Raw genomic sequence first — 20,029 nt, forward strand, 5'->3', positions numbered from 1 at the left:
GGAGGCGGCGCGTTGCCTGTGCCGCTCAGCCTACCTTCTGCCCCGTGCGCGCAGGCCGCGGCGGCGCACCGAGAGATCGACGCCGGCCAGCCGGGCGATGCTGCGCCGCAGCGCGGAGTTCGGGGCGGCCTCGGCCAGGACCTGCCCGGCCAGCAGCCCGGCGTCGCAGCCGACCGGATCCCAGGGCAGGAATGCCTGGATCTGGGCGGAGGGGCCGAGCCGGAGCCAGGTCTGGCTGAGCTGATCCCGCGGCGAGCGCCCGATCACCTCGCTGCGCACCTTGTTGATGATCACCTCCGGCGCTGCCAGTGGCGCGTCTTCGAGGGCGAGCTCCAGGGCCTCCACCGCCTTGACCAGTCGCGGAAAGCTCACCGGATCGGCGGCTCCGACGACGAGGAGCCGATCAGCCGCTCGAAGACAGGTCAGCGTGGCGGCGTTGCGCTGCGGCGCAGCGGTGTCGAAGCTGAGCTCCTCGTCCTCCTCGACCGGGGCGGCGACGTCGATGATCACGTGGTCATAGTGGCTGCGGACCAGCTCCAGCACCGCGATGAGGCTGCGCTCCCGCAGCTCCGGCCAGCGCTGCGCCCGCGGCAGCCCGGAGAGCAGTCCCAGCCGGGCACCGCTGATCTGTACGGAGAGGGTTGCGGCGTCAAGCGCGGCCGTGTCCAGCCGGCCCAGGTCAGCGGCGCGGCAGACCCTCGCCAGCCCGGCGGTCTCCTCCATGAGTCCCAGCTGCGCCACCAGCGAGGCGGCGAAGGTGTCGGCGTCGATCAGCAGCACCGAGGCGCCCTGCAGCACCAGCTCGGCGGCGAGGTTGACCGCCACCGTGCTGCGACCGGGACTGCCCGGCGCACCCCAGACCACGGTGATTCCGGGCGCCGCGCCGGGCAACGTGCGCCGCGCCGCGCCGCCGGGCTCCGGCGGGACGTCCGGGGTGGCAGAGGCCTCCGGGGTGGCTGAGCTGTCCTCGGCTGTGAAGGCGGCCGGCGCAGGAGCCCCGGCTGGCTCCGAGGCGCCGTTGGTCAGCTGGTCCGCGCCACGGGTCCGCTCGGCTGCCGCAGCGGGGAACCCGTAGGTCGAGCCCCATGTGGCCTCGGGCAAGCCTGTGCCGGTCTCATGGATCGGCTCGCGGCCCTGCAGCGCCCGCGCCAGCGCCGAGGGACTGACCTCGTCGCTGAAGGTGCGCGCTCCGAGCCGCTGCAACCGGCTGCGCTCCTCCACGATGTGTGAGAGCACGACGACCTGCCTGCCACCGGCCTGGAGCTCGCCGAGCACCGTAGCCGTGAGCTGCTGGGTCTCGCCGATGATCAGCGCGGCGTCGGCCCGCCCGGCGCGGCACACCGCGATCAGCTCGGGAAGGTCGGCGCAGCGGCGTTCGATCGTGACGGGCCCCTGGAGACCCTCGACGGCTGCGATGTGGTCCACACTCAGCCGACCCATGGTCACCACCGCCCACCGGCCCATCTAGGCCCCGTCCTCCGGCGCGGGTTCCGAGACGGAGCCGGCATCGGCTCCCGCCGGGACCACGGACAGGGCCGAGGCCGAGCTGGTGGCGCCCAGCAGCGCCGGCAGCTCCGCCGGGTCCACCAGCAGCTCCACGGTGACGCGATCCTGCGCCCCGAAGCTGCTGCTGGACTCGGTGATCACCGAGACCTGGGCGCCGGCGGCGATCTGTTCCACCTGGACCTCTTCCTGGGCTCCCAGCGGCCCGGCGTCGGCGGACCAGACATCGACCAGGCGTCCCGGTTCCACACCTCGGGCGAGGGTGTGCTCCACCTCGATGGTCAGCGCCTGTCGCCCCAGCGGGTCCTCCTCGGCCAGCGCGCGGCGCGGGATCAGCTCGCCCTCCTCCACCAGGGCGATGAATGCCGTGTCCTCGGGCAGCGCCTCGGTGACCAGGAGGTAGGCCCCGGAGAGCTCGTCGATCTGCACCTGGACCACTCGCAGGTCCTCGGTGCTGAGCCGGTCCCCCACGGTGAGCAGCCGGTCGGCCGCGTAGACCTGGGTGGTCTGGTTCTGGGCGGTGAGCAGGGCGATCACCCCGGAGACCGAGAGCGCGACGATGAGCACGCCGGCCAACAGCCGGGGATCTCGCCAGCTCGGCCGGCGCAGCCGCTGCGCGGCGGGTCCGGATCTGGGGGCTTCGGGGGTCCTTGGACGCGGCCCGGAGTCTGCGCTCGGCGGCGAATACGACTCAGGCATGATCTCTCCCTGGCTGAGGGCCCGCCAGCGCGGGCGCACAGGCCTCAGCGTAGGTACAGCCTCCCAAGAAGACAACGGGTGGAGCAGAAGCTGTGCAGAAGGGTTTCTGCCTCTGCCGTGTGGGAGAACTCGGAATCCGCCCTTGGAACGTGGGAGAATCGTGTGAAACGACATCAAACGTCACGCTGAATCATGGAGGCTCACGATGCGACGGTTCTTGACCCTGCCCGACGTGGCGGAGGCGCTGAACATCTCCCTGTCGCAGACCCGGGCGCTGATCAAGACCGGGGATGTGGAGGGGATCCAGATCGGGGGTCGCGGACAGTGGCGCGTTGAGGAGTCGAAGCTCGATGAGTACATCGAGCGCCAGTACGCCGCGCAGCGGGCCTCACGAGCGACAGCAGCCCCGGCCGCTCAGCCCGCGTCACCGGCCCAGGATGAGGCAGGGTCAGCACGATCCTGAGTCGGCACGGAGCCTGCGGCTAGTCGAGGTCGACCCGCTCGCTGCGGAACCAGGCCACTGCGTGCAGCGGGATGACCCGGGATGACCGCTCTCCCCCACCCCGTCGCAGCCGCTCATCCTGCGATGCCGGGGTGATCTCGACGAAGTCCCGCCCAGCCATGGCGATGAGGCCTGAACCCAAGACTCCCTCTGCTCCGAAGGCGCTGACCGGTGCCCGGTCCCTCGCCAGCCTCCGCAGCGGAGCCGTGATGCCGAGTCGCCGTCGCGTGGCACTGGGTTCTCTGCGCGCCGCCGCGCGTTCCATGCCGTCCACGGCAAGGATCCCGCCCAGCGGCACCAGGACGCTGTGCGCAGCTGCCGTGCCAGCCAGCCAGTCGGCACCCACGGCCATGATTCGCACCTGTAGGCGCTGACCACCCACGACCTGCAGGACCAGTGGCCGGTCCTGGTGCGCACGCAGGCGTTCGGCGAACTCCAGCCTGGAAGATTCCAGTCGGGACGCGTCTGCCAGCGCGGCGTCGAACTCGGCGGTCTGTGCGGCCTCCAGCTGAGCCTCGAGGTCCGCGAACAGTGCATCCCAACGCATATCGGTCCCATCTCCGCGACCTGCTTCTCGGCCCGAGGCTACACGATCCGCCTCAGCTCTATCGCGGATCTGTCGATGCTGTGTACACTCTAAAAACACCAAACGTAAACAAACTTCACTACATTGGACCAGGTCGACATCATGGGTAGTCGCAGCGCATCTCCAGGCTCGCCGGTTTCAGAAGACACCGGTGCCCGCCACCGGCTCGGGGACCTGCTGCTGAGCCTGGTCTTCATCGCCAGCGGCCCCGCCCTATGGGGTTTCGGAGCAACGATCCTTGACCAGCAGCCTGACCTCGGGACACGCCTCGGCCAGGTGCCGAACCAGCACGGCATCGATGCCGCGGAGACGCTGCTGGGCCTGCTCGCCGCGGCCTCGGGGCTCTTGATCAGCGGCGGCGCGCTGATCGCGGTGCTGGCGATTCTCGCCCAACAGATCGCCCGCCGGTGCGGCGCCTGGCGGGTCGAGGGATTCCTCGCGCGGTTCAGCCCGGGATTCATGCGGCGCAGTGCGGCGCTGGCCCTGGGAGCCGGGCTCGCGCTGACCACGATGGCCGCGGGCTCCTGGCAGCATTCCCAGGCCAGCGAGCCGGTACAGAGTGCCACCACTCCCACCGAGATCCTCCCGCACCCGGGACCCCGGTCTGAGGACCCTGCAGCCCCTGCGCTCGAGCGGGCAGCGCACCAGGATCGAGGCGGTGATGCCGACGGCGACAAGGACCTGGATCCGAACGGAGATACCGACGGCGACGCGGATGAGGTGCCGCACGACGTGCCGGACTCCGTCTTGTTCGACACCACCGAACCCGAGGCCGACCCGGGCACTCCAGGAAGCGCCGACCAGACCGACCCAGGACGCTCCACCCCCGGGGGCCCGGCGCCGCACCCGGACCGGCTTGGCGGCCTTCCCACCCGCCCGGGTTCGGAGGCCGAACAGATCGTGGTCCGGCTCGGTGATTCGCTGTGGGACATTGCAGCAGAGCACCTGGGCCCCGACGCCACGGACTGGGAGATCGCGGCGAGCTGGCCCGAATGGTACGCCGAGAACCGAGACCGCATCGGCGCGGACCCCGGCCTCATCCTGCCTGGGATGATCCTCAACGTTCCCGCCACCTAGCCAGGCCGGCACCGGTGAAGAAACACCCCGAGATCCAGCATCCGAAGAACAGCAACCCCAGAATCAGCGACCCAGGCACCATCGCCCCGCACCAGCGAACCTTCGGGAGAGATCATGTCAGTGAACCCAGCAGGTCAGCAGCCGCCGTCACAGCCGCGTGGCCGGAACGACGGTCGGGACGGCGCGCAGCACCGGGCTCGGGGTGACGCGCGTGAGGATCCGCTGGATTCGCTGCGTGCCTTCCTCGACGCGGATCCTCAGCTGCGCGGGCGCACCACGGTCATCCCAGCGCCTGGCTCCTCGGGGCCAGGGCAGGGCTCCGCCGAGCGGGGAGGGTATCGACTGCAGCGCGAAGACGAGGTCCCAGCCCTGATGCGGCGGCTTCGCGGGGAGCGCGGAACGGCTGCGGAGCGCGGAGCTCCGGGCGAGCCGCCCACCACGCTGGCCAGCTACCGCGAGGAGCGACGGCAGATCTGCGCGATCTCTCGCATCGTGTGCCAGGTCACCACGGAGGTCCTGCAGGGCCTGCGCCCGGCCGCCCAGCTGCAGCGCTGGCTCGATCCGGAGGTGCAGCAGAAGGTGACCGAACGCGCCAGGCTCCTGACCGAGACCCGCCGTGCCTCGCCTGGAGCGGCGACCGGCACCGGGAATCGAGGCGCTGGAACCCATACCATTCCCCGCCCCCAGCCGTTGACCTTCGGGCACCTGCGCGCCGAACGCCTCGTCTGTGGCGTGTGGGAGGTCTCGGTCGTATTCGGAGACGGCAAGCGGATCCGGGCCTGCGCCCTGCGGATCGAAGCCCACCGACGGCGCTGGCGCGTGGTCGCGATGGAGCTTGGCTGAACCCCCGGCTCAGCCCTGGGTCGCGGTGGTGTCCTGCAGACCAGGAACGCGCAGCCGCTTGCCAGCGGCGAACATCCTGCCGTCCTTGACGCCTGGAAGATTCGGCATGGCGGTCTCGGGAGCCTTCGCGGTGACCTCTGCGCTGAAGAGCAGCCGCACCGAGTCCTCGCGGACGCTGTCGGCCATGGTCTGGAAGAGCAGGAACCCTTCGCGCTGGTACTCCACCAGCGGATCACGCTGAGCCATCGAGCGCAGCCCGATCCCGGACTTCAGGTAATCCATCTCGTAGAGGTGCTCCTGCCACTTCTCATCGATCACGGTGAGCAGGACCCGGCGCTCGAGCTGCCGGATGGCGGCCTCCCCGATCTCCTCCGCCTTGTTCTCGTAAGCGACCTTGGCGTCGGAGATGAGCTCACGCTTGAGCATCTTGACGTTGAGCTGATCGATGCCACCGGCCTCTTCGATCAGGTCCTCGATGCTCAACGACACCGGATACAGCGACTTCAGCTCTTCCCAGAGAGCCTCCAGGTCCCATTCCTCCGAGGAGGACGCGGTGGTCTTCTCCTCGATCATCAGGCCCACCGCGTCTTCGATGAAGTGCTGGACCTTCTCGTGGACGTCGTCGCCTTCGAGGATTCGGCGGCGGTCGGAGTAGATGGCCTGGCGCTGCCGGTTCATCACGTCGTCGTACTTGAGCACGTTCTTGCGGGTCTCGGTGTTCTGACCCTCGCGCTGCTGCTGGGCGTTGGCGATCGCGGAGGACACGAACTTGTGCTCCACCGGGATCTCATCGTCCATGGCCTTGGAGTTCATGATCCGTGCCGCGGCGGCCTGGTTGAAGAGCCGCATGAGGTCATCGGTCAAGGAGATGTAGAAGCGGGACTCGCCGGGGTCGCCCTGACGTCCGGAGCGTCCGCGCAGCTGGTTGTCGATGCGTCGGGACTGGTGCCGCTCGGTGCCCAGCACGTAGAGCCCGCCCAGTTCCCGGACCTTGTCGCCGTCGGCCTTGGTCTCGGCCTTGGCGCGGTCGAAGACCTCGTTCCACCTCGCCTCATAGGCTTCGGCGTCCTTCTCCGGATCCAGACCGAGGCGTTCCATCTCGCGGACGGCGTTGAACTCCGCGTTGCCGCCGAGCATGATGTCGGTGCCGCGTCCGGCCATGTTCGTGGCCACGGTGACAGACCCCTTGCGGCCGGCCTGGGCCACGATGGTGGCTTCGTGCTCGTGGTTCTTCGCGTTGAGGACCTCGTGGCGGATGCCTGCCTGGGCCAGCTTCTTGGAGAGGTACTCGGACTTCTCCACCGATTCGCTGCCGACCAGGATGGGCTGGCCCTTCTCGTGGCGTTCGACGATGTCTTTGATCACCGCCTCGAACTTCACCACCTCGTTCTTGTAGACGAGGTCGTTGTGGTCGCTGCGCTGACGGGCGCGGTTCGAGGGGATCGGGACGACGCCGAGCTTATAGGTCGACATGAACTCGCCGGCCTCGGTCTCGGCGGTGCCGGTCATGCCGGAGATCTTCTCGTAGCTGCGGAAGTAGTTCTGCAGGGTCACGGTGGCCCGGGTCTGGTTCTCCGGCTTGATCCGGACCTGCTCCTTGGCCTCGATGGCCTGGTGCAGGCCCTCGTTATAGCGCCGTCCCTTGAGGATGCGTCCGGTGTGCTCATCGACGATGTGCACCTCGCCCTGGGACACCACATAGTCGGTGTCCTGACGGTAGAGCTCCTTGGCCCGGATGGCGTTGTTGAGGTACTGGATCAGTGTGGTGTTCTGAGTCTCGTAGAGATTCTCGATCCCGAGGTAGTCCTCGACCTTGTCGATCCCGGACTCCAGCACGCCGACGGTGCGCTTCTTCTCGTCGACCTCATAGTCCTCGTCGATGTGAAGCTTCTTGACCAGGGTGGCGAAGTCGCTGTACCAGCGGGAGATGTCGGCGGAGGCGGCGCCGGAGATGATCAGCGGGGTGCGGGCCTCGTCGATGAGGATCGAGTCGATCTCATCGATGATCGCGTAGTGGTGCTCCCGCTGGACCAGGTCGTCCAGGGACTGCGCCATGTTGTCGCGCAGGAAGTCGAAGCCGAACTCGTTGTTCGTACCGTAGGTGATGTCGGCGGCGTAGGCCTCACGGCGAGCGGCCGGCTTCAGGTCGTTGGTGATGGTGCCGACGTTGAGTCCGAGGAAGCGGTAGACGCGTCCCATCAGGTCCGCCTGGTATTTGGCGAGGTAGTCGTTGACGGTGACCACGTGGACGCCTTTGCCGCTGAGTGCGTTGAGATACGCCGGGGCGGTGGCCACCAGGGTCTTGCCCTCGCCGGTGCCCATCTCGGCGATGTCACCGAGATGCAGGGCCGCTCCGCCCATCAGCTGTACGTCGTAGTGGCGCTGACCCAGCGTGCGGTCGGCCGCTTCACGGACCGTGGCGAAGGCCTCGGGCAGCAGAGAGTTCAGCGACTCGCCGTCGCGCAGGCGCTCCCGGAAGCGCTCGGTCTCAGCGCGCAGCTCGGCGTCGCTGAGTTCCTTGAACTCGTCCTCCAGGAGGTTCACCGCATCCGCGTAGGAGCGCAGAGTCCTGAGGATCTTTTTGTCCCCGGTCTTGAGGATTCGTTCAAGCAGAGTGGGCACAGCCAGTTCTCCATCGGTGTCTACTGGTTCGGCGGAGACTCACGATAGGCATGAATCACCATCAATCATTCTACGCGCTCCCTCCCGGAGCCCCCGAACACCTGCGCGCAACCGCTTCCCCACAGCGTTGAGGGGCGGATTCTCCGAGCTTCTAAGCCCGTTTGGGCATGAAGTGCCCGGAGAATCCGCCCCTCAACATGGGGGTTGGGGTGTGGGGTGGAGGTCAGGAGGCCTGGTAGGCCAGTTCCTCGACCACCGGCTCATGCTGATCGCTGCTGTTCTGATCCAGCGAGATCACGCCGTAGGTCCAGCCGCGGCGGCGGTAGACCGCTGATGGCTGACCCGTCGCGGCATCCACGAAGAGGTAGAAGTCGTGGCCGACCAGCTCCATCGCATCCACTGCCGCGTCGACGCTGACCGGCTTGGCCGGGAAGACCTTGCGTCGGATCTTGATGCTGGACTCCGCCTCATCCTCGGTGGGCGGCACATCGTCGGCCGCCTCAGCATCGAGGACCTGCTCATAGAGCGGACGGTCGGTGGCGACCGGCGGGATGCTGGCCATCGCGGCGGCCACATCGGCGGCTCCGTTGTGCGAGGCGTGGGCGCGGGACTTCTTCTTGTCCAGGGTGCGCCTGAGTCGCTCGGTGAGCTTGTTCAGGGCGATCTCGAAGGCGGCGAACTTGTCCCCGGCCTGCGCTTCGGAACGAATGACCTTGCCACGGCCGATGACGGTCAGCTCGACGGTCATGCTGGTATCGGCTCGGCGGTGGGAATTCTCGCTGGAGACCTTGATCTCCAGGCGATGCCCCTTGTCGGTGAGCTGCTCGATCTTCTCGAGCTTCCCTTCGACGTGCTCCTTGAAGGCGGAGGGGATCGCGATGTTTCGGCCAGTGAAGTTGACCTGCAGAGTCATTCTGTCCTCCTCGTATCCAATATCAGGCACAGCGGGGAGGGGAACGATCTCCCTTCGCCGCTGCGATGGGACTGTAAGAAGTTACCCATACCTCACACTAATCCCCCGAGCGACCCACGTCACCATTTACGCCTCGGGCGAAGCTCTCCCGAGCTGAAACTCCAATCCAGCCCCAGGTCCAGGGGCTGCCGCGAAGACCGCGGCGCCGCGGACCCGGGCTCCCGCGGCGGTGAGCACCCGGTACAGCTCCGCCAGGGTGGACCCGCTGGTGAGCACATCATCGACCAGCAGCACCTGGGCACCGGGAAGCAGGCTCCGACCCCGCGGCGTCAGCTCGATGCTTCCCACCGAGCGGCGACGCCGCGCTCGCGCTCCACGGGTCTTCTGCCGGCCGTGCCGAGGGTTCAGGGAACTCAGCGCTGCGGCACGAGAGGCACGCAGCAGCCCTGGAACCCGCGTGGGCCTCAGTCCGAGCCGGCGCAGCTCCGGCTCGGAGATCGCAAGAGCACGGTCGAGCAGCAGCTGCACCGGATCAAAGCCGCGGGTCAGCCGGGACCGCAGCGACGGCGGCGGACTCACCAACAGCCAGGACGGCAACCCGCCAGGCTCCCCGGCAGCCTCCCCGTCAGCTTCCCCGGCAGGCTCCCCGTCAGCTTCCCCGGCAGGCTCCCCGTCAGCTTCCCCGGCAGGCTCCCCGTCAGCTTCCCCGGCAGGCTCCGCGCCGGGTTCCGCCAGGGCGCGCGCCGCCGCCAGGCGCAGCGCGCGGGCCAGCCCGGGTCCCAGCGCGGCGCTCAGGCCGATGGCCCCGTGGTCTTTGAATCCCAGCACCGTTCGAGCCAGCAGTCCCTCGTAGCGCCCGGCGGCGCTGACCGGCAGCACCGTGAGGACCTGCCCCTCCATCAGCAGCGGCAGGGCCAGGGCCTGGTCCTCGGCCGGGAAGGGCGTGCGGGTCACCAGGTGCAGTTCCTCCGCGCAGGGTGCGCACAGCACCATATCCTGCTCGGCGCAGCCGATGCACCACACCGGGGAGACCAGCCCCGCCGCGCCGCGCAGCGCCGTGCGCAGAGCCACCCCGGTGGGACCGAACCAGATCCGGTCCACGGAGCGGACGAGCCGGGCCGGGCGCTGGGGCATCGAACTCATGCACCGATCTTCGCGGCACCGCGGCTCCGAGTCTTGAGCGCCGGTGCCGCTGGGGAGAACCGGGGTGCCGCCGCCCCGTCACCCGAAGCTGGGGCAGACCACGTGCGGCTGCGGCTCGGGCAGCACGCCGCGGCGGGCCCGAACATCAGCGGCTCAGCGTGCGAGCAGCCCAGCAGCCCAGCGGCTCAGCGGTCTCTGCGGCTCAGCCCGGGAACGCCAGGTCGCGGATCTCGATCTCCTCCAAGGCCACCCAGGCGTCACCGGAGAGGTTCTGGAAGGGCACGTCCACGGTCTCGGCGAAGACCTTCTGCTGGCCCTCCCCCACAGAGATGTTCAAGAGTCCCAGCAATTGGCTGTCAGCCCGGTTCGAGCCGGTCAGGGTGACCCGTTCCGGGGTCATGGGCTCCTCCTCGGAGCTGGCCCAGACGTAGAGCGCGTCGGGCCCCTGCCAGCGCACCTCTTCAAGCTCCACCGAGGTCTCCAGCCGCATGGGCTGACCCAGTCCGCGGGGTATCCCGCTGGAATCGCGGATGACACCGGCCACGTAGAGGTCCCGTTCGCCGTCGTCGTCGAGGATCAACGCAGCCCGAGCGCCGTCCTGCGCGATGCGCAGGGAGGTGATCGTGCGGCCTTCGAGCCAGTCGGCGCTGACCTCCGCGGTGGCAGGCTCCAGGGACTCGTCGTACGCCAAGGCATGGACCGTAGCCTCACCGCCCTGTGCGGAGGCGGTCCAGGTCCAGCCGTAGTTGTCCATGGAGGGGCGGGTCAGGTCAGGGGCCTCGAGCACCAGGTCCTCGGCGCGTTCCGGGCGCAGGTGGTAGAGCTGGTCTCCTGCGCCGTTGAGGAACGCGAAGACCTCCTCCGATGAGGATCCCGGGACTGCAGGCGCCTGTGGGTCGAGGTCCGCGATATCGGGCAGGCTTCCGATGGAGAGCGTGACCTGGTCGTTCTGCCATCGCAGGGTGTCGTTCTCGATGCCCACCTGGGTGGAGTCGACCTCGGGGGCGACTTCGATGCGCAGCCGTTCCGCCTCGGGAAGTTCCGTCTCCAGCGGGATGTCGAACTCCCGCTGGGCCACGGTCATCTCGACCTCATTGACCCGGGTCAGCGAGGTCAGCGCGAGCTCCAGCTGTTCCTGCATCAGGGCCCGTTCCGCAGGCGAGGCGTCCTCCACGCCCTCCGGGGCGAGGTCAACCGCTGCGGTGCTGTTGTCCACCGGCACCGAGGCGCGTTCGAGAGTGGCGTCCTCACCGAAGGCAGAGACCACGGCGGGCTCCAGGTAGGGCGCCGGACCGGCAAGCAGCGCGCCGACGATCTGCGAGGAGATGCCCGGGCGGTTGAGGAACCAGCGCTGATCCGGCACCGCGTAGCGCAGCTGCGGATCGAAATAGTAGAGCGTATGGGCCTGGTAGGCCTGCTGGAAGGAACCGTCGATGAGCATGGTGCCGTCGGGGGCGTCGGTGATCCGCCACTCCCCTTCGATCTCCTCCACGGTGAAGTCCAAGACCTCGGTGGAGTTCTCTGGCAGCCGGGTCAGAATCCCAGCCCCGTCCACCACGGAGTCCACCTGAAACTGGGCGCTCCAGGTGTTCTCTCCGGAGGCCAACACCGGGGGCTCCGAGGAATAGACCACGGTCCGGGCATCCGGTCGCCAGTCCCTGGCCGCCTCCGGCGACATGAACTCCCGGGCGACGGCGTAGTCGTCCTGGGCGCCGGCGCCGGCGCGGATGAATCCGGAGACGATCTGTTCGGCGTTGGCTCCGGTCTGCGGCGGCTGGGCCTGAGGGGTGTAGGTGAGCTCCTCGCCCGACTCTGGGGCGGAGGTGCCCACCGGCCCGTCGGTGGGCAGCAGCGGCGAGCAGGCGCCGAGCGTGAGCATCAACGCGAGCAGTCCCGTGATCAGGGCGAGCAGTCGACGGCGGATCATGACTCCCCCCTCTTGGGCTGGTAGAGCGCCTGTTCGTTGATCCGGTCATGCTCCGGCTCTGCCTCGGGGAGGTCCTGGATGTTTTCGATGCGGTACCGGTCGGTCGCCCGGTAGACCGGGGGCAGCGCCATCGGCGAGGCGCGGTAGGGCACTGACTGGCGGCGCGGCAGCACCAGACGGAAGCAGGAGCCCTGACCCTTCTGTCCCCAGGCGTCCAGCGCGCCCTGGTGCAGCCGGGTGTCCTCGGTGGCGATGGAGAGCCCCAGCCCGGAGCCGCCGGTCGTGCGGGCTCGGGCCGGATCGGCGCGCCAGAACCGGTCAAAGACGTGGGCAACCTCGGAGGGGCTCATGCCGATCCCGTGATCCCGGACCGCGATGCCGATGGCTGTGGGGCTGGAGGAGACGACCACATCCACTGGGCGGGCCTCGGCGTGTTCGATCGCGTTGTTGATCAGGTTGCGCAGGATCCGGCTGATCCGACGAGCATCGACTTCGGCGCGGAAGTTCTCCCCCTGGACCACCAGGCCCAGCGGGGTGTTCGAGCTCTCCGCCAGCGGCTTGGAACTGATCAAGACCTCCCGGGTGAGGGCCAGCAGGTCAACCTCGGCGGTGGCGAGCTCTGCGGCGCCGGCGTCGAACCGGGACATCTCCAGAAGGTCCGAGAGCAGCGCCTGGAACCGTTCCACCTGATGGTGGAGCAGCTCGGTGGAGCGTCGGTTGATCGGATCGAAGTCATCCCGGGACTCATGCAGCACCTCGGCGGCCATCCGCACGGTGGTCAGCGGGGTGCGCAGCTCGTGGGAGACGTCGGAGACGAAGCGCTGCTGCATCTTGGAGAGGTTCGCCAGCTGGGTGATCTGTTCCTGAAGGTTTGAGGCCATCCGGTTGAAGGACCGTCCGAGGCGGGCGATCTCGTCCTCCCCGCGCACCGCAAGGCGTTGGTCGAGCTGGCCGTCCGCGATCCGCTCCGAGACCTCCGCGGCCTGGGAGACCGGACGGACCACCGAGCGGGCCACCCAGGCGGCGATGGCCATGTTGATCAGCAGGATCGCGACGCCGGCGACCAGCATGGTGCGAAAGACGAAGGCGACGTTCTCCTGGACCGGGGAGAAGTCGTAGACGAAGTAGAGCGCATAGGGGCTGCCCTGGACGTCGACCTGGGTGCCGAACGCGATCCCGGGCGCCTCGGAGTCCCCCTCGGCCCGCAGCTCCACGGCCTGCCAGTACTGACCGGTGCCTGCGGCGACGGCGTCGGTGAGCTCCTCGGAGATCACGCCCTGAGATACGCCCCCGGAGGTGATGCCGTCGACGTAGAGGTTCTCGCCAACGTCGAGCGGAGCCAAGATGACCTCTCGCCGGATCTGCGTGGAGGATTCACCCACGTCGTTGAGGATCGACTGGATGTCCTGCTGCGCCTCGGTCCGACTGCTGGTGCTCAGCGCCGCGAAGCTGCTGCGGATCGAGTCGAGCCCTTCGGCGGCCTCCAGCTCGGCCTGGTCGAAGCGCTCCTGGAAGAGCCCCGAGGTGACCTGCTGGACCAGGAACGCCGCCACGGCCATGGTGCTGATCATGGTGAGCAATCCGGTGAAGAACACCGCCCGGATCAGCAGCGAGCGCGCCCACAGGCGGGGCAGCCCGCTGATCCTCCGGGCGGTGCCGGCGAAGCTGCGCTTGGCACCGGGCTGAAGCCCCGGCTGGGAGCTCGCGGCGGCGGCCTCGGCCGACTCCGCAGTCGCCTGACTCTCCTCCTGCGGGCCCCGGGCTTGGTCCCGGATCACCGGGATGCTGCCGGTGGAGCTCGCCGAGGATCGAGACGCGGTGCGATCCGCGGAATGATCAGCTTCGCCTGGAATGACTACCCCTGCCCTCCGGCCTTATAGCCGACGCCGCGCACGGTCTGCACGATCTCGGGGTTCTCCGGATCCTTCTCGATCTTTGAACGAAGCCGCTGCACATGCACGTTGACCAGCCGGGTGTCGGCCTGGTGGCGGTAGCCCCAGACCTCCTCCAGCAGCATCTCGCGGTTCCAGACCTGCCAGGGCTTCTTCGCCAGGGCGGTGAGCAGGTCGAACTCCAGGGGGGTCAGCGAGATCCGATGTTCGCCGCGGCGGACCTCGTGGCCGGCCACGTCGATGCTGAGGTCACCGATGGTGAGATTCTCGCCGTCGGGCCGGGCATTATGGTCGGCTGGGCGCAGCCGCGCGCGGACCCGGGCCACCAGCTCCGCCGGTTTGAAGGGCTTCGGGACGTAGTCATCGGCGCCGGCCTCGAGTCCACGCACCACATCAGCGGTGTCGGACTTGGCGGTGAGCATGATCACCGGGGTGTCCGCCTCCTCGCGGATCTCGCGGCAGACCTCGATGCCGTCCTTCCCGGGCAGCATCAGATCGAGCAGGACAACGTCCGGCTTGGAGCTGTGGAAGGTCTCCAGGGCGTCTTCGCCGTTGAAGCAGAAGGTGGGTTCGAATCCCTCATTGCGCAGCACAATGCCGATCATCTCTGCGAGCGCTTCGTCGTCGTCGACGACCAGGATTCTGGCTTTCATCTGCTCTCCATCCATAGGGGGCCTGCGGCGCAGAACGTCTTGCGCGCGCAGGTTCGGGCCCAGTTCCAAGCGGCACCGCACTCAGGATATATGAGAGCGGTAGGCTGAGCGCAGAGGGCAGTCGCGCAGAGGCGCTTGAGGAGGGGCGATGACCCATACAGCGGAGACACACCGTGCCAGGCCGTGGCCGGGCACCGGTTCCGCAACCTCCCGCGCCGCGCAGGATCCGGAGCTGACCCCGGGATCGGTCTTCCCGCTGCGCCGGATGGTCGCCGATGAGCTGTTCAGCGCCGCCGTGGCCGTGATCCGCCGTTCACCGAAGGCGGTGCTGGGCGTCCCGTTCCTCGCCGGGCTGGTGAACTTCGGGCTCACCCTGGTGATGATGCTGGTGCTTCCCTCTTCCTCCTATATGCGCATGCTCACCGACCCGGGCGCCTTCGAGGACCCGGACCTGGCGCTGGGCGTGGCCGCCGATGCCGGCTTCCTGTGGGTGACCTTCGCGAGCTCCGCGCTGACCTCTCTGGTCATCGCGGTGGCTGCCGCCTATATGGTGCTGCCCACGCTGCGCGCCGCCTACGGGCTGCACACCGGGATGGGCCAGACGGTCCGGCTGCGGCTGGGCAGGGTCGGCCCGACCGTGGTCAACCTTCTGGTGCTGGGTCTGATCCTGTCCGTGGTGGCGCTGCCGGTGTTCTTCGTGGCCGTGCTGCTGCTGGTGATCACCCTGTTCCTGGGCGCCGTGGTGGTGCTGCCCGGACTCTTCCTGGCCCTGTGCTGGGTCACCGCCGCGGTGATGTACGCCCCGCTGACCGTGGTGGTCGAGCGACGGGGCCCCTTCGCCGCGATCGGACGGTCCTGGCAGCTCAACCGCGGCCGCTGGTGGCGCAACATCGGGCTGGTCGCGCTGCTCTACGTGATCCTGGGACTGGTGTTCACGATCGCGTCGATGCCGCTGATAGTCACCGTGGCCGCCGCCGAGCTGCTCGAGGGCTCACCGGTCCCCGGCGGAGAGTGGGCCGGTTTCGCCGTGTTTGCCCTCACCGAGCTCTACGGCACCGTGCTGACCACCTTGTTCATCGGTGTGGTGGGCACGGTGATCTCACTGATGTACCTCAACGCCCGCATCCGGCAGGAGGCCCTGGACGTGACGCTGCTGGCCGCGACCGACCCGGTGCGCCTGCCGCTGCAGTCCGCCCGGACCCCCGCCGATCGTCTGGTCCCCGGCTCGATCGAGCATCTCCACGAGCACTTCGCGGAGGTGGACCGCGGTGCAGCCCGAACCCGATGAGGCCCGGCGGCTCCTGGAGCAGGAGCTCAGCGATCCGCGCTACCAGCGCGACGCCACCGGGCCGCTGCGCGAAGCCGCAGACCGCTTCTTCGCCTGGCTGGACCAGCTGAGCCTGAATCTGGGTCCGCTGAACCTGCCCCTGGGTCCGGTGCTGCTGCTGGTGCTGCTGCTCGTCGCGGTGATCCTGTGCATCGTGCTGGTGCGGCCCCGGCTGCAGCGCGGCGCCGACGCCGGCGAGCTGCTCACCAGCCCCGCCGGGGTGACCGCGGAGCAGCTGCGCCGGCGGGCGAAATCCCACGCCCAGGCCGGACGCTTCGACGAGGCCTGCCGGGAGCTCTTCCGCGCCGTGATCCGCGCCGCCGAGGAGCGCCAGGAGCTCGCCGAGCAGGTTGGCCGCACCGCCACCGAGGCCGGCACCGCGTTGGCGCGGGCACACCCGGGCCAGGCCCGGCAGGCGATGCATGCCGCCGAGCTGTTCAACTACTCCCGCTACGGCGGCGGCTCGCTGAACCAGGCCGCCTACGACACGCTGCTCGCCCTGGCCGAGCGGCTGCAGTCCCCGCCCGAGGCCCAGCACCCTGAGCCCCAGCACTCTGAGGCCCAGCAGCATGAGGCCCAGCAGCATCAGGGGGCGCGCGGATGACGACGACGGCGACGCTCGGCTCCACGCTGCGCAACGGGTTCCAGCGCTGGCAGTTCTGGCTGCTGCTGCTGATCCTGGGGCTCCTGTCGGTGGCGCTGATCCAGTCGCTCAACGATGAGGACATGGATCGCTTCGGCCTGCAGAACACCGCGCTGGACGGCTATGCCGCCCTCGCCGGGGTGCTCGAGGAGCAGGAGGTGCAGATCCACCAGGCGGCCTCTGCGGAGATCGCCCGAGACCTGATGACCGAGCATCCGGAGGCCCCGCTGGTGGTCCTCTCCACCGGGGACGTTCCCGATGCTGCCTTCAACGAAGGCCTCCGCGAGCGCGACCAGCGTCCGGTGGTGCTGCTCAGCGAGGGACCCGAGCTGCTGACCGCGCTCTACCCCGAGGGCCCGGCGAGCTATGCCGGAACCCACCCCGGCGGCGGCTCCAGCGCGGCGCTGGAGGCCGGGGCGCAGTGCCCGGTGGACGCGGCGGTCAACGCCGCCACGGTGCAGGCCCCGGGAGCGCTGTTCTTCGGCGACGCGCCGGGCTGCTTCATCGGGTTCAGCGAGGACGCCGGCGAGGCGCAGATGCTGATCGAGACCGACGCCGGCCTGCTCTTCGGCGGCCCGGCGGCGTTCACCAACCAGAACATCACCGACGCCGGACACGCGGCGCTGGCGCTGTGGCTCTTCGGCGCCGAGGATGACCTGATCTGGTACACCCCGATGGGAGTGGACACGCTCGACGATCAGCAGTGGGCCTCCCCCATGGACTTCCTCCCCGACTGGGTCGTCCCGCTGGCCTGGTGGCTGCTGCTCTGCGTGCTGGTGATGATGCTGGTGCTCGGGCGACGTCCCGGTCCGGTGGTCGGCGAGCCGCTGCCGGTCCAGGTCCCCGGGGCCGAGACCGCCGAGGGACGCGGTCGGATGTATCAGAGCGCCAACGCGGTGGCACCCTCCGCGCGCACCCTGCGCAGCGCCCACCTGATCCGGCTCGCCCGGCTGCTCCGGCTCGGCGCCGCGCCGCAGGAGGCCAGCATCATCGCCGCCGCCGCCCGGCAGGTCCGCCGCGATCCCGCGCAGCTGGAAGGGCTCCTCGCCCAGCAGCCGCGCCGCAACTCAGAGCTGGTCGCCTACGCCCAATCGCTGGCGCAGCTCGAGGACGAGGTCCAGCGCGCCGCGCTGAACCATCACCCCGGCGCCCACTCGGCCGGCGGAGCCCGCGACGGGCTCGGCGCCGGGCAGACCAGCACAGACCGTACACACCTGAACCGCCAGCAAGGGAAGAACACCAGCAATGACTGAACCAGATATCGCTGCCACGCAGAACCACCAGGACCCGTCTCTGATGCCGGACCAGGCGTCCCATGAGCTGCGTGAGAAGTTCCACCAGGTCCGCGGCGAGGTGGCCAAGGCGGTGGTCGGCCAGGATGCCGCGGTCACCAGCGTGCTGATCGGCCTGCTGGTCCGTGGCCACGTGCTCCTCGAAGGGGTGCCCGGGGTGGCCAAGACCCTGCTGGTCCGGGCGATCTCCGCCTCGCTGAGCCTGGACACCTCGCGGGTCCAGTTCACCCCGGACCTGATGCCCGGCGACGTGACCGGTTCGCTGGTCTATGACTCCAAGACCGGGGACTTCAGCTTCCGCGAGGGCCCGGTCTTCACCAACCTGCTGCTCGCCGATGAGATCAACCGCACCCCGCCCAAGACCCAGGCCTCGCTGCTCGAAGCCATGGAGGAGCGGCAGGTCTCGGTGGACGGGATCAGCCGACCGCTGCCCGATCCGTTCCTGGTCGCCGCCACCCAGAACCCCGTGGAGTACGAGGGCACCTACCCGCTGCCGGAGGCGCAGCTGGACCGCTTCCTGCTCAAGGTGCACCTGGATCTTCCGCACCGCAGTGAGGAGATCGAGGTCATCCGCCGCCACGCCGCCGGGTTCAACCCCTCCGATCTCGCCGGGGCCGGGGTCCGCGCCGTGGCTGGTGCCCAGGACGTGCTCGCCGCCCGCGCCCAGGTCCGCCAGGTCGCCATCGCCGGTGAGGTGCTGGCCTATATCGTCGACCTCGCCCGCGCCACCCGGGAGACCCCGAGCTTCCAGCTGGGCGTCTCCCCGCGTGGCGCCACCGCTCTGATGAACGCCGCTCGCGCCTGGGCCTGGCTCTCTGGCCGCGACTTCATCACCCCCGACGACGTCAAGGCGCTGGCTCCGGCCTGCCTGCGGCATCGAGTCTCGCTGCGTCCCGAAGCGGCGATGGACGGGGTCAGCATCGACGACGTGCTGCAGTCGATCCTGGCCACCGTGCCGGTCCCACGGTGATCGGAGCCGACCGATGGTCCTGACCCGACGCTTCCTCTACGTGGCGCTGGGACTCAGCGCCGTCGTCGTCGTGTTCCCGGCGCCGGGCACGCTGCTCGGCTGCGCGGTGCTGCTGATCCTGCTCGCCGCGGTGGACATGGTGCTCGCCGGCTCGCCGCGCAGCGTGCGGGTCGAACGGGTGCCGACCGCCGAGGTGCGGCTGGGCCAGGCGACGACGGCGAGCACCACCGTCTACCAGGCCGGGTCGCGCCCGCTGCGGGGTCAGGTCAAGGACGGCTGGCAGCCCTCTGCCGGTGCACGCGCGCAGATCAGCCCGATCCGGCTGGGACCGGGCCGATCGAACGGTCCCAACGGGTCCGCCGCCCGGATCCAGACCGCAAGGATCGAGACCGCGCTGCGACCCACCCGGCGCGGAGACCTGCACAGCGAACATCTGAGCCTGCGCTCGATCGGGCCGCTGGGCCTGGCCGGACGCCAGGTGACCCACCGGGTGCGGCACACCCTGCGAGTGCTGCCGCCGTTCCACTCGCGGCGACACCTGCCCTCGAAGCTGCAGCGGCTGCGCGAGCTCGACGGAGCGACCGCGGTGCAGATCCGCGGCGCCGGGCATGAGTTCGATTCGCTGCGCGACTACGTGCGCGGCGATGATGTGCGCTCCATCGACTGGCGGGCCACCGCGCGGCGGCAGTCCTCCCAGGGTCAGCATCTGGTGGTGCGCACCTGGCGGCCCGAACGGGACCGGCGCGTGATCATCGCCTTGGATTCCTCGCGCACCTCCGCGGTGCGCATCGAGGATGAGCCGCGGCTGGACTCCGGGATGGAGGCCGCGCTGCTGCTCGGCGCGCTCGCCGCGGGGGCCGGTGACCGGGTGGACTACTTCTCCTTCGACCGCGGGCTCAGCTCGCAGGCCCGATCCGGGATGCGTGGAGACCTGCTGCATCAGATGGCCGAGGCGATGTCCACGGTGGAACCCCGCCTGGTGGAGGCGGACTTCTCCCAGCTGCCGGGGCAGATCCGAGCGATCAGCTCGCAGCGCAGCCTGCTGGTGGTGCTGACCTCGCTGGACTCCGGTTCGCTGGAGGAGGGCCTGCTGCCGGTGCTGCCCGCGCTGACCCAGCGCCATCTCGTGGTGCTCGCCGCGGTGCGCGACCCGGAGCTGGATCGGCGGGCCCGAGCCCGGGAGACCGCCGGAGAGGTCTACCGGGCAGCCGCCGCCGAGCGAGCGCTGATCGAGAAGGAGGCGCTGCGCCGCCAGCTCGCCTCGCTCGGGGTCGAGGTCGTCGAAGCCGCCCCGCACCAGCTGCCGCCGCAGCTCGCCGACACCTATATCCGGCTCAAGGCCTCGGGCCGGCTGTAGTTCCGGGGCCGGGGCTGAGGCTCAGGCTGGGGCGAACTCGGGGGCTGGCTCCGGCGCTGGCACCGGCACTGACCTCGGCG

General features: G+C 69.4%; 17 protein-coding genes. 8 read left to right on the forward strand and 9 right to left on the reverse strand.

The features are described 5' to 3' along the window. Positions 1-30: 30 nt before the first annotated feature. Positions 31-1,464, reverse strand: a complete 1,434-nt coding sequence (locus tag EV640_RS00080; protein WP_133725407.1) for a CpaE/TadZ family protein — start codon at positions 1,462-1,464, stop codon at positions 31-33. Then, positions 1,465-2,202 (reverse strand): hypothetical protein, encoded by a 738-nt coding sequence (locus EV640_RS00085; protein ID WP_133725408.1) that lies wholly within the window; start codon positions 2,200-2,202, stop codon positions 1,465-1,467. It lies immediately after the preceding gene. A 205-nt stretch (positions 2,203-2,407) separates the two neighbouring features. Between EV640_RS00085 and EV640_RS00090 the strand changes: the two genes are divergently transcribed. Continuing rightward, positions 2,408-2,665 carry a helix-turn-helix domain-containing protein gene (locus EV640_RS00090; RefSeq protein ID WP_051500831.1) on the forward strand — a complete coding sequence of 86 codons (258 nt, stop codon included), beginning with the start codon at positions 2,408-2,410 and terminating at the stop codon, positions 2,663-2,665. A gap of 19 nt (positions 2,666-2,684) precedes the next feature. Here EV640_RS00090 and EV640_RS00095 read toward each other — a convergent pair whose 3' ends face one another. Then, positions 2,685-3,251: a hypothetical protein gene (locus EV640_RS00095; RefSeq protein ID WP_036473698.1), complete on the reverse strand. Its 567-nt coding sequence runs from the start codon at positions 3,249-3,251 to the stop codon at positions 2,685-2,687. 141 nt (positions 3,252-3,392) lie between these two features. Here EV640_RS00095 and EV640_RS00100 point away from each other — a divergent pair, with 141 nt between their 5' ends. Both EV640_RS00100 and EV640_RS00105 read left to right on the forward strand, forming a co-directional pair. Beyond that, positions 3,393-4,367 (forward strand): LysM peptidoglycan-binding domain-containing protein, encoded by a 975-nt coding sequence (locus EV640_RS00100; protein ID WP_133725409.1) that lies wholly within the window; start codon positions 3,393-3,395, stop codon positions 4,365-4,367. A gap of 114 nt (positions 4,368-4,481) precedes the next feature. Then, positions 4,482-5,210 (forward strand): Rv3235 family protein, encoded by a 729-nt coding sequence (locus tag EV640_RS00105; protein ID WP_051500830.1) that lies wholly within the window; start codon positions 4,482-4,484, stop codon positions 5,208-5,210. 9 nt (positions 5,211-5,219) lie between these two features. Here the strand turns inward: EV640_RS00105 and secA are convergent, their stop codons facing one another. The 6 genes from secA to mtrA form a co-directional block, all read right to left on the reverse strand. Further along, complete coding sequence (gene secA, locus EV640_RS00110; protein WP_084479332.1) at positions 5,220-7,832, reverse strand: preprotein translocase subunit SecA; 2,613 nt, start codon at positions 7,830-7,832, stop codon at positions 5,220-5,222. Positions 7,833-8,055: 223 nt separating this feature from the next. After that, positions 8,056-8,745: a ribosome hibernation-promoting factor, HPF/YfiA family gene (hpf, locus tag EV640_RS00115; RefSeq protein ID WP_051500829.1), complete on the reverse strand. Its 690-nt coding sequence runs from the start codon at positions 8,743-8,745 to the stop codon at positions 8,056-8,058. Positions 8,746-8,871: 126 nt separating this feature from the next. Beyond that, on the reverse strand, positions 8,872-9,888 hold the full coding sequence (locus EV640_RS13630; protein WP_243832164.1) for a ComF family protein: 1,017 nt from the start codon (positions 9,886-9,888) through the stop codon (positions 8,872-8,874). A gap of 202 nt (positions 9,889-10,090) precedes the next feature. Next, entirely contained in the window at positions 10,091-11,815 is a 1,725-nt protein-coding gene (locus EV640_RS00125; RefSeq protein ID WP_133725410.1) for an LpqB family beta-propeller domain-containing protein, read from the reverse strand. After that, positions 11,812-13,593 (reverse strand): MtrAB system histidine kinase MtrB, encoded by a 1,782-nt coding sequence (gene mtrB / locus EV640_RS00130; RefSeq protein ID WP_235180922.1) that lies wholly within the window; start codon positions 13,591-13,593, stop codon positions 11,812-11,814. The genes EV640_RS00125 and mtrB overlap by 4 nt, the downstream gene beginning before the upstream one ends. Before the next feature lie 77 nt (positions 13,594-13,670). Beyond that, the gene (gene mtrA / locus EV640_RS00135; protein WP_036473691.1) at positions 13,671-14,360 is read right to left on the reverse strand and encodes an MtrAB system response regulator MtrA; all 690 of its coding nucleotides are present in this window, start codon (positions 14,358-14,360) and stop codon (positions 13,671-13,673) included. Positions 14,361-14,508: 148 nt separating this feature from the next. Between mtrA and EV640_RS00140 the strand changes: the two genes are divergently transcribed. Genes EV640_RS00140 through EV640_RS00160 form a run of 5 tightly spaced genes read left to right on the forward strand, consistent with a single transcriptional unit; the run spans position 14,509 to position 19,949 of the window. Further along, positions 14,509-15,648, forward strand: a complete 1,140-nt coding sequence (locus EV640_RS00140; RefSeq protein WP_036473689.1) for a DUF7847 domain-containing protein — start codon at positions 14,509-14,511, stop codon at positions 15,646-15,648. After that, positions 15,629-16,291 carry a DUF4129 domain-containing protein gene (locus tag EV640_RS00145; protein ID WP_036473688.1) on the forward strand — a complete coding sequence of 221 codons (663 nt, stop codon included), beginning with the start codon at positions 15,629-15,631 and terminating at the stop codon, positions 16,289-16,291. Before EV640_RS00140 ends, EV640_RS00145 begins: the two co-directional genes overlap by 20 nt. Beyond that, positions 16,288-17,583, forward strand: coding sequence for a DUF4350 domain-containing protein (locus EV640_RS00150; RefSeq protein WP_133725411.1), 1,296 nt, complete (start codon positions 16,288-16,290; stop codon positions 17,581-17,583). Before EV640_RS00145 ends, EV640_RS00150 begins: the two co-directional genes overlap by 4 nt. A 43-nt stretch (positions 17,584-17,626) precedes the next feature. Then, positions 17,627-18,592, forward strand: a complete 966-nt coding sequence (locus EV640_RS00155; RefSeq protein WP_036473745.1) for an AAA family ATPase — start codon at positions 17,627-17,629, stop codon at positions 18,590-18,592. Between the two features lie 13 nt (positions 18,593-18,605). Then, on the forward strand, positions 18,606-19,949 hold the full coding sequence (locus EV640_RS00160; protein ID WP_133725412.1) for a DUF58 domain-containing protein: 1,344 nt from the start codon (positions 18,606-18,608) through the stop codon (positions 19,947-19,949). Positions 19,950-20,029: the final 80 nt, after the last annotated feature.

Origin of the sequence: Nesterenkonia aurantiaca (assembly GCF_004364585.1) — a bacterium.
Classification (GTDB): Bacteria; Actinomycetota; Actinomycetes; order Actinomycetales; family Micrococcaceae; genus Nesterenkonia; species Nesterenkonia aurantiaca.

Coding starts and splice junctions, on each gene's coding strand:
- EV640_RS00080 (WP_133725407.1), bottom strand. CDS start 1,464: ATGGGCCGGTGGGCGGTGGTGACCATGGGTCGGCTGAGTGTGGACCAC.
- EV640_RS00090 (WP_051500831.1), top strand. CDS start 2,408: ATGCGACGGTTCTTGACCCTGCCCGACGTGGCGGAGGCGCTGAACATC.
- hpf (WP_051500829.1), bottom strand. CDS start 8,745: ATGACTCTGCAGGTCAACTTCACTGGCCGAAACATCGCGATCCCCTCC.
- EV640_RS00150 (WP_133725411.1), top strand. CDS start 16,288: ATGACGACGACGGCGACGCTCGGCTCCACGCTGCGCAACGGGTTCCAG.
- EV640_RS00140 (WP_036473689.1), top strand. CDS start 14,509: ATGACCCATACAGCGGAGACACACCGTGCCAGGCCGTGGCCGGGCACC.
- EV640_RS00125 (WP_133725410.1), bottom strand. CDS start 11,815: ATGATCCGCCGTCGACTGCTCGCCCTGATCACGGGACTGCTCGCGTTG.
- EV640_RS00085 (WP_133725408.1), bottom strand. CDS start 2,202: ATGCCTGAGTCGTATTCGCCGCCGAGCGCAGACTCCGGGCCGCGTCCA.
- EV640_RS00105 (WP_051500830.1), top strand. CDS start 4,482: ATGTCAGTGAACCCAGCAGGTCAGCAGCCGCCGTCACAGCCGCGTGGC.
- EV640_RS00095 (WP_036473698.1), bottom strand. CDS start 3,251: ATGCGTTGGGATGCACTGTTCGCGGACCTCGAGGCTCAGCTGGAGGCC.
- EV640_RS13630 (WP_243832164.1), bottom strand. CDS start 9,888: ATGAGTTCGATGCCCCAGCGCCCGGCCCGGCTCGTCCGCTCCGTGGAC.
- mtrA (WP_036473691.1), bottom strand. CDS start 14,360: ATGAAAGCCAGAATCCTGGTCGTCGACGACGACGAAGCGCTCGCAGAG.
- EV640_RS00155 (WP_036473745.1), top strand. CDS start 17,627: ATGCCGGACCAGGCGTCCCATGAGCTGCGTGAGAAGTTCCACCAGGTC.
- EV640_RS00100 (WP_133725409.1), top strand. CDS start 3,393: ATGGGTAGTCGCAGCGCATCTCCAGGCTCGCCGGTTTCAGAAGACACC.
- EV640_RS00160 (WP_133725412.1), top strand. CDS start 18,606: ATGGTCCTGACCCGACGCTTCCTCTACGTGGCGCTGGGACTCAGCGCC.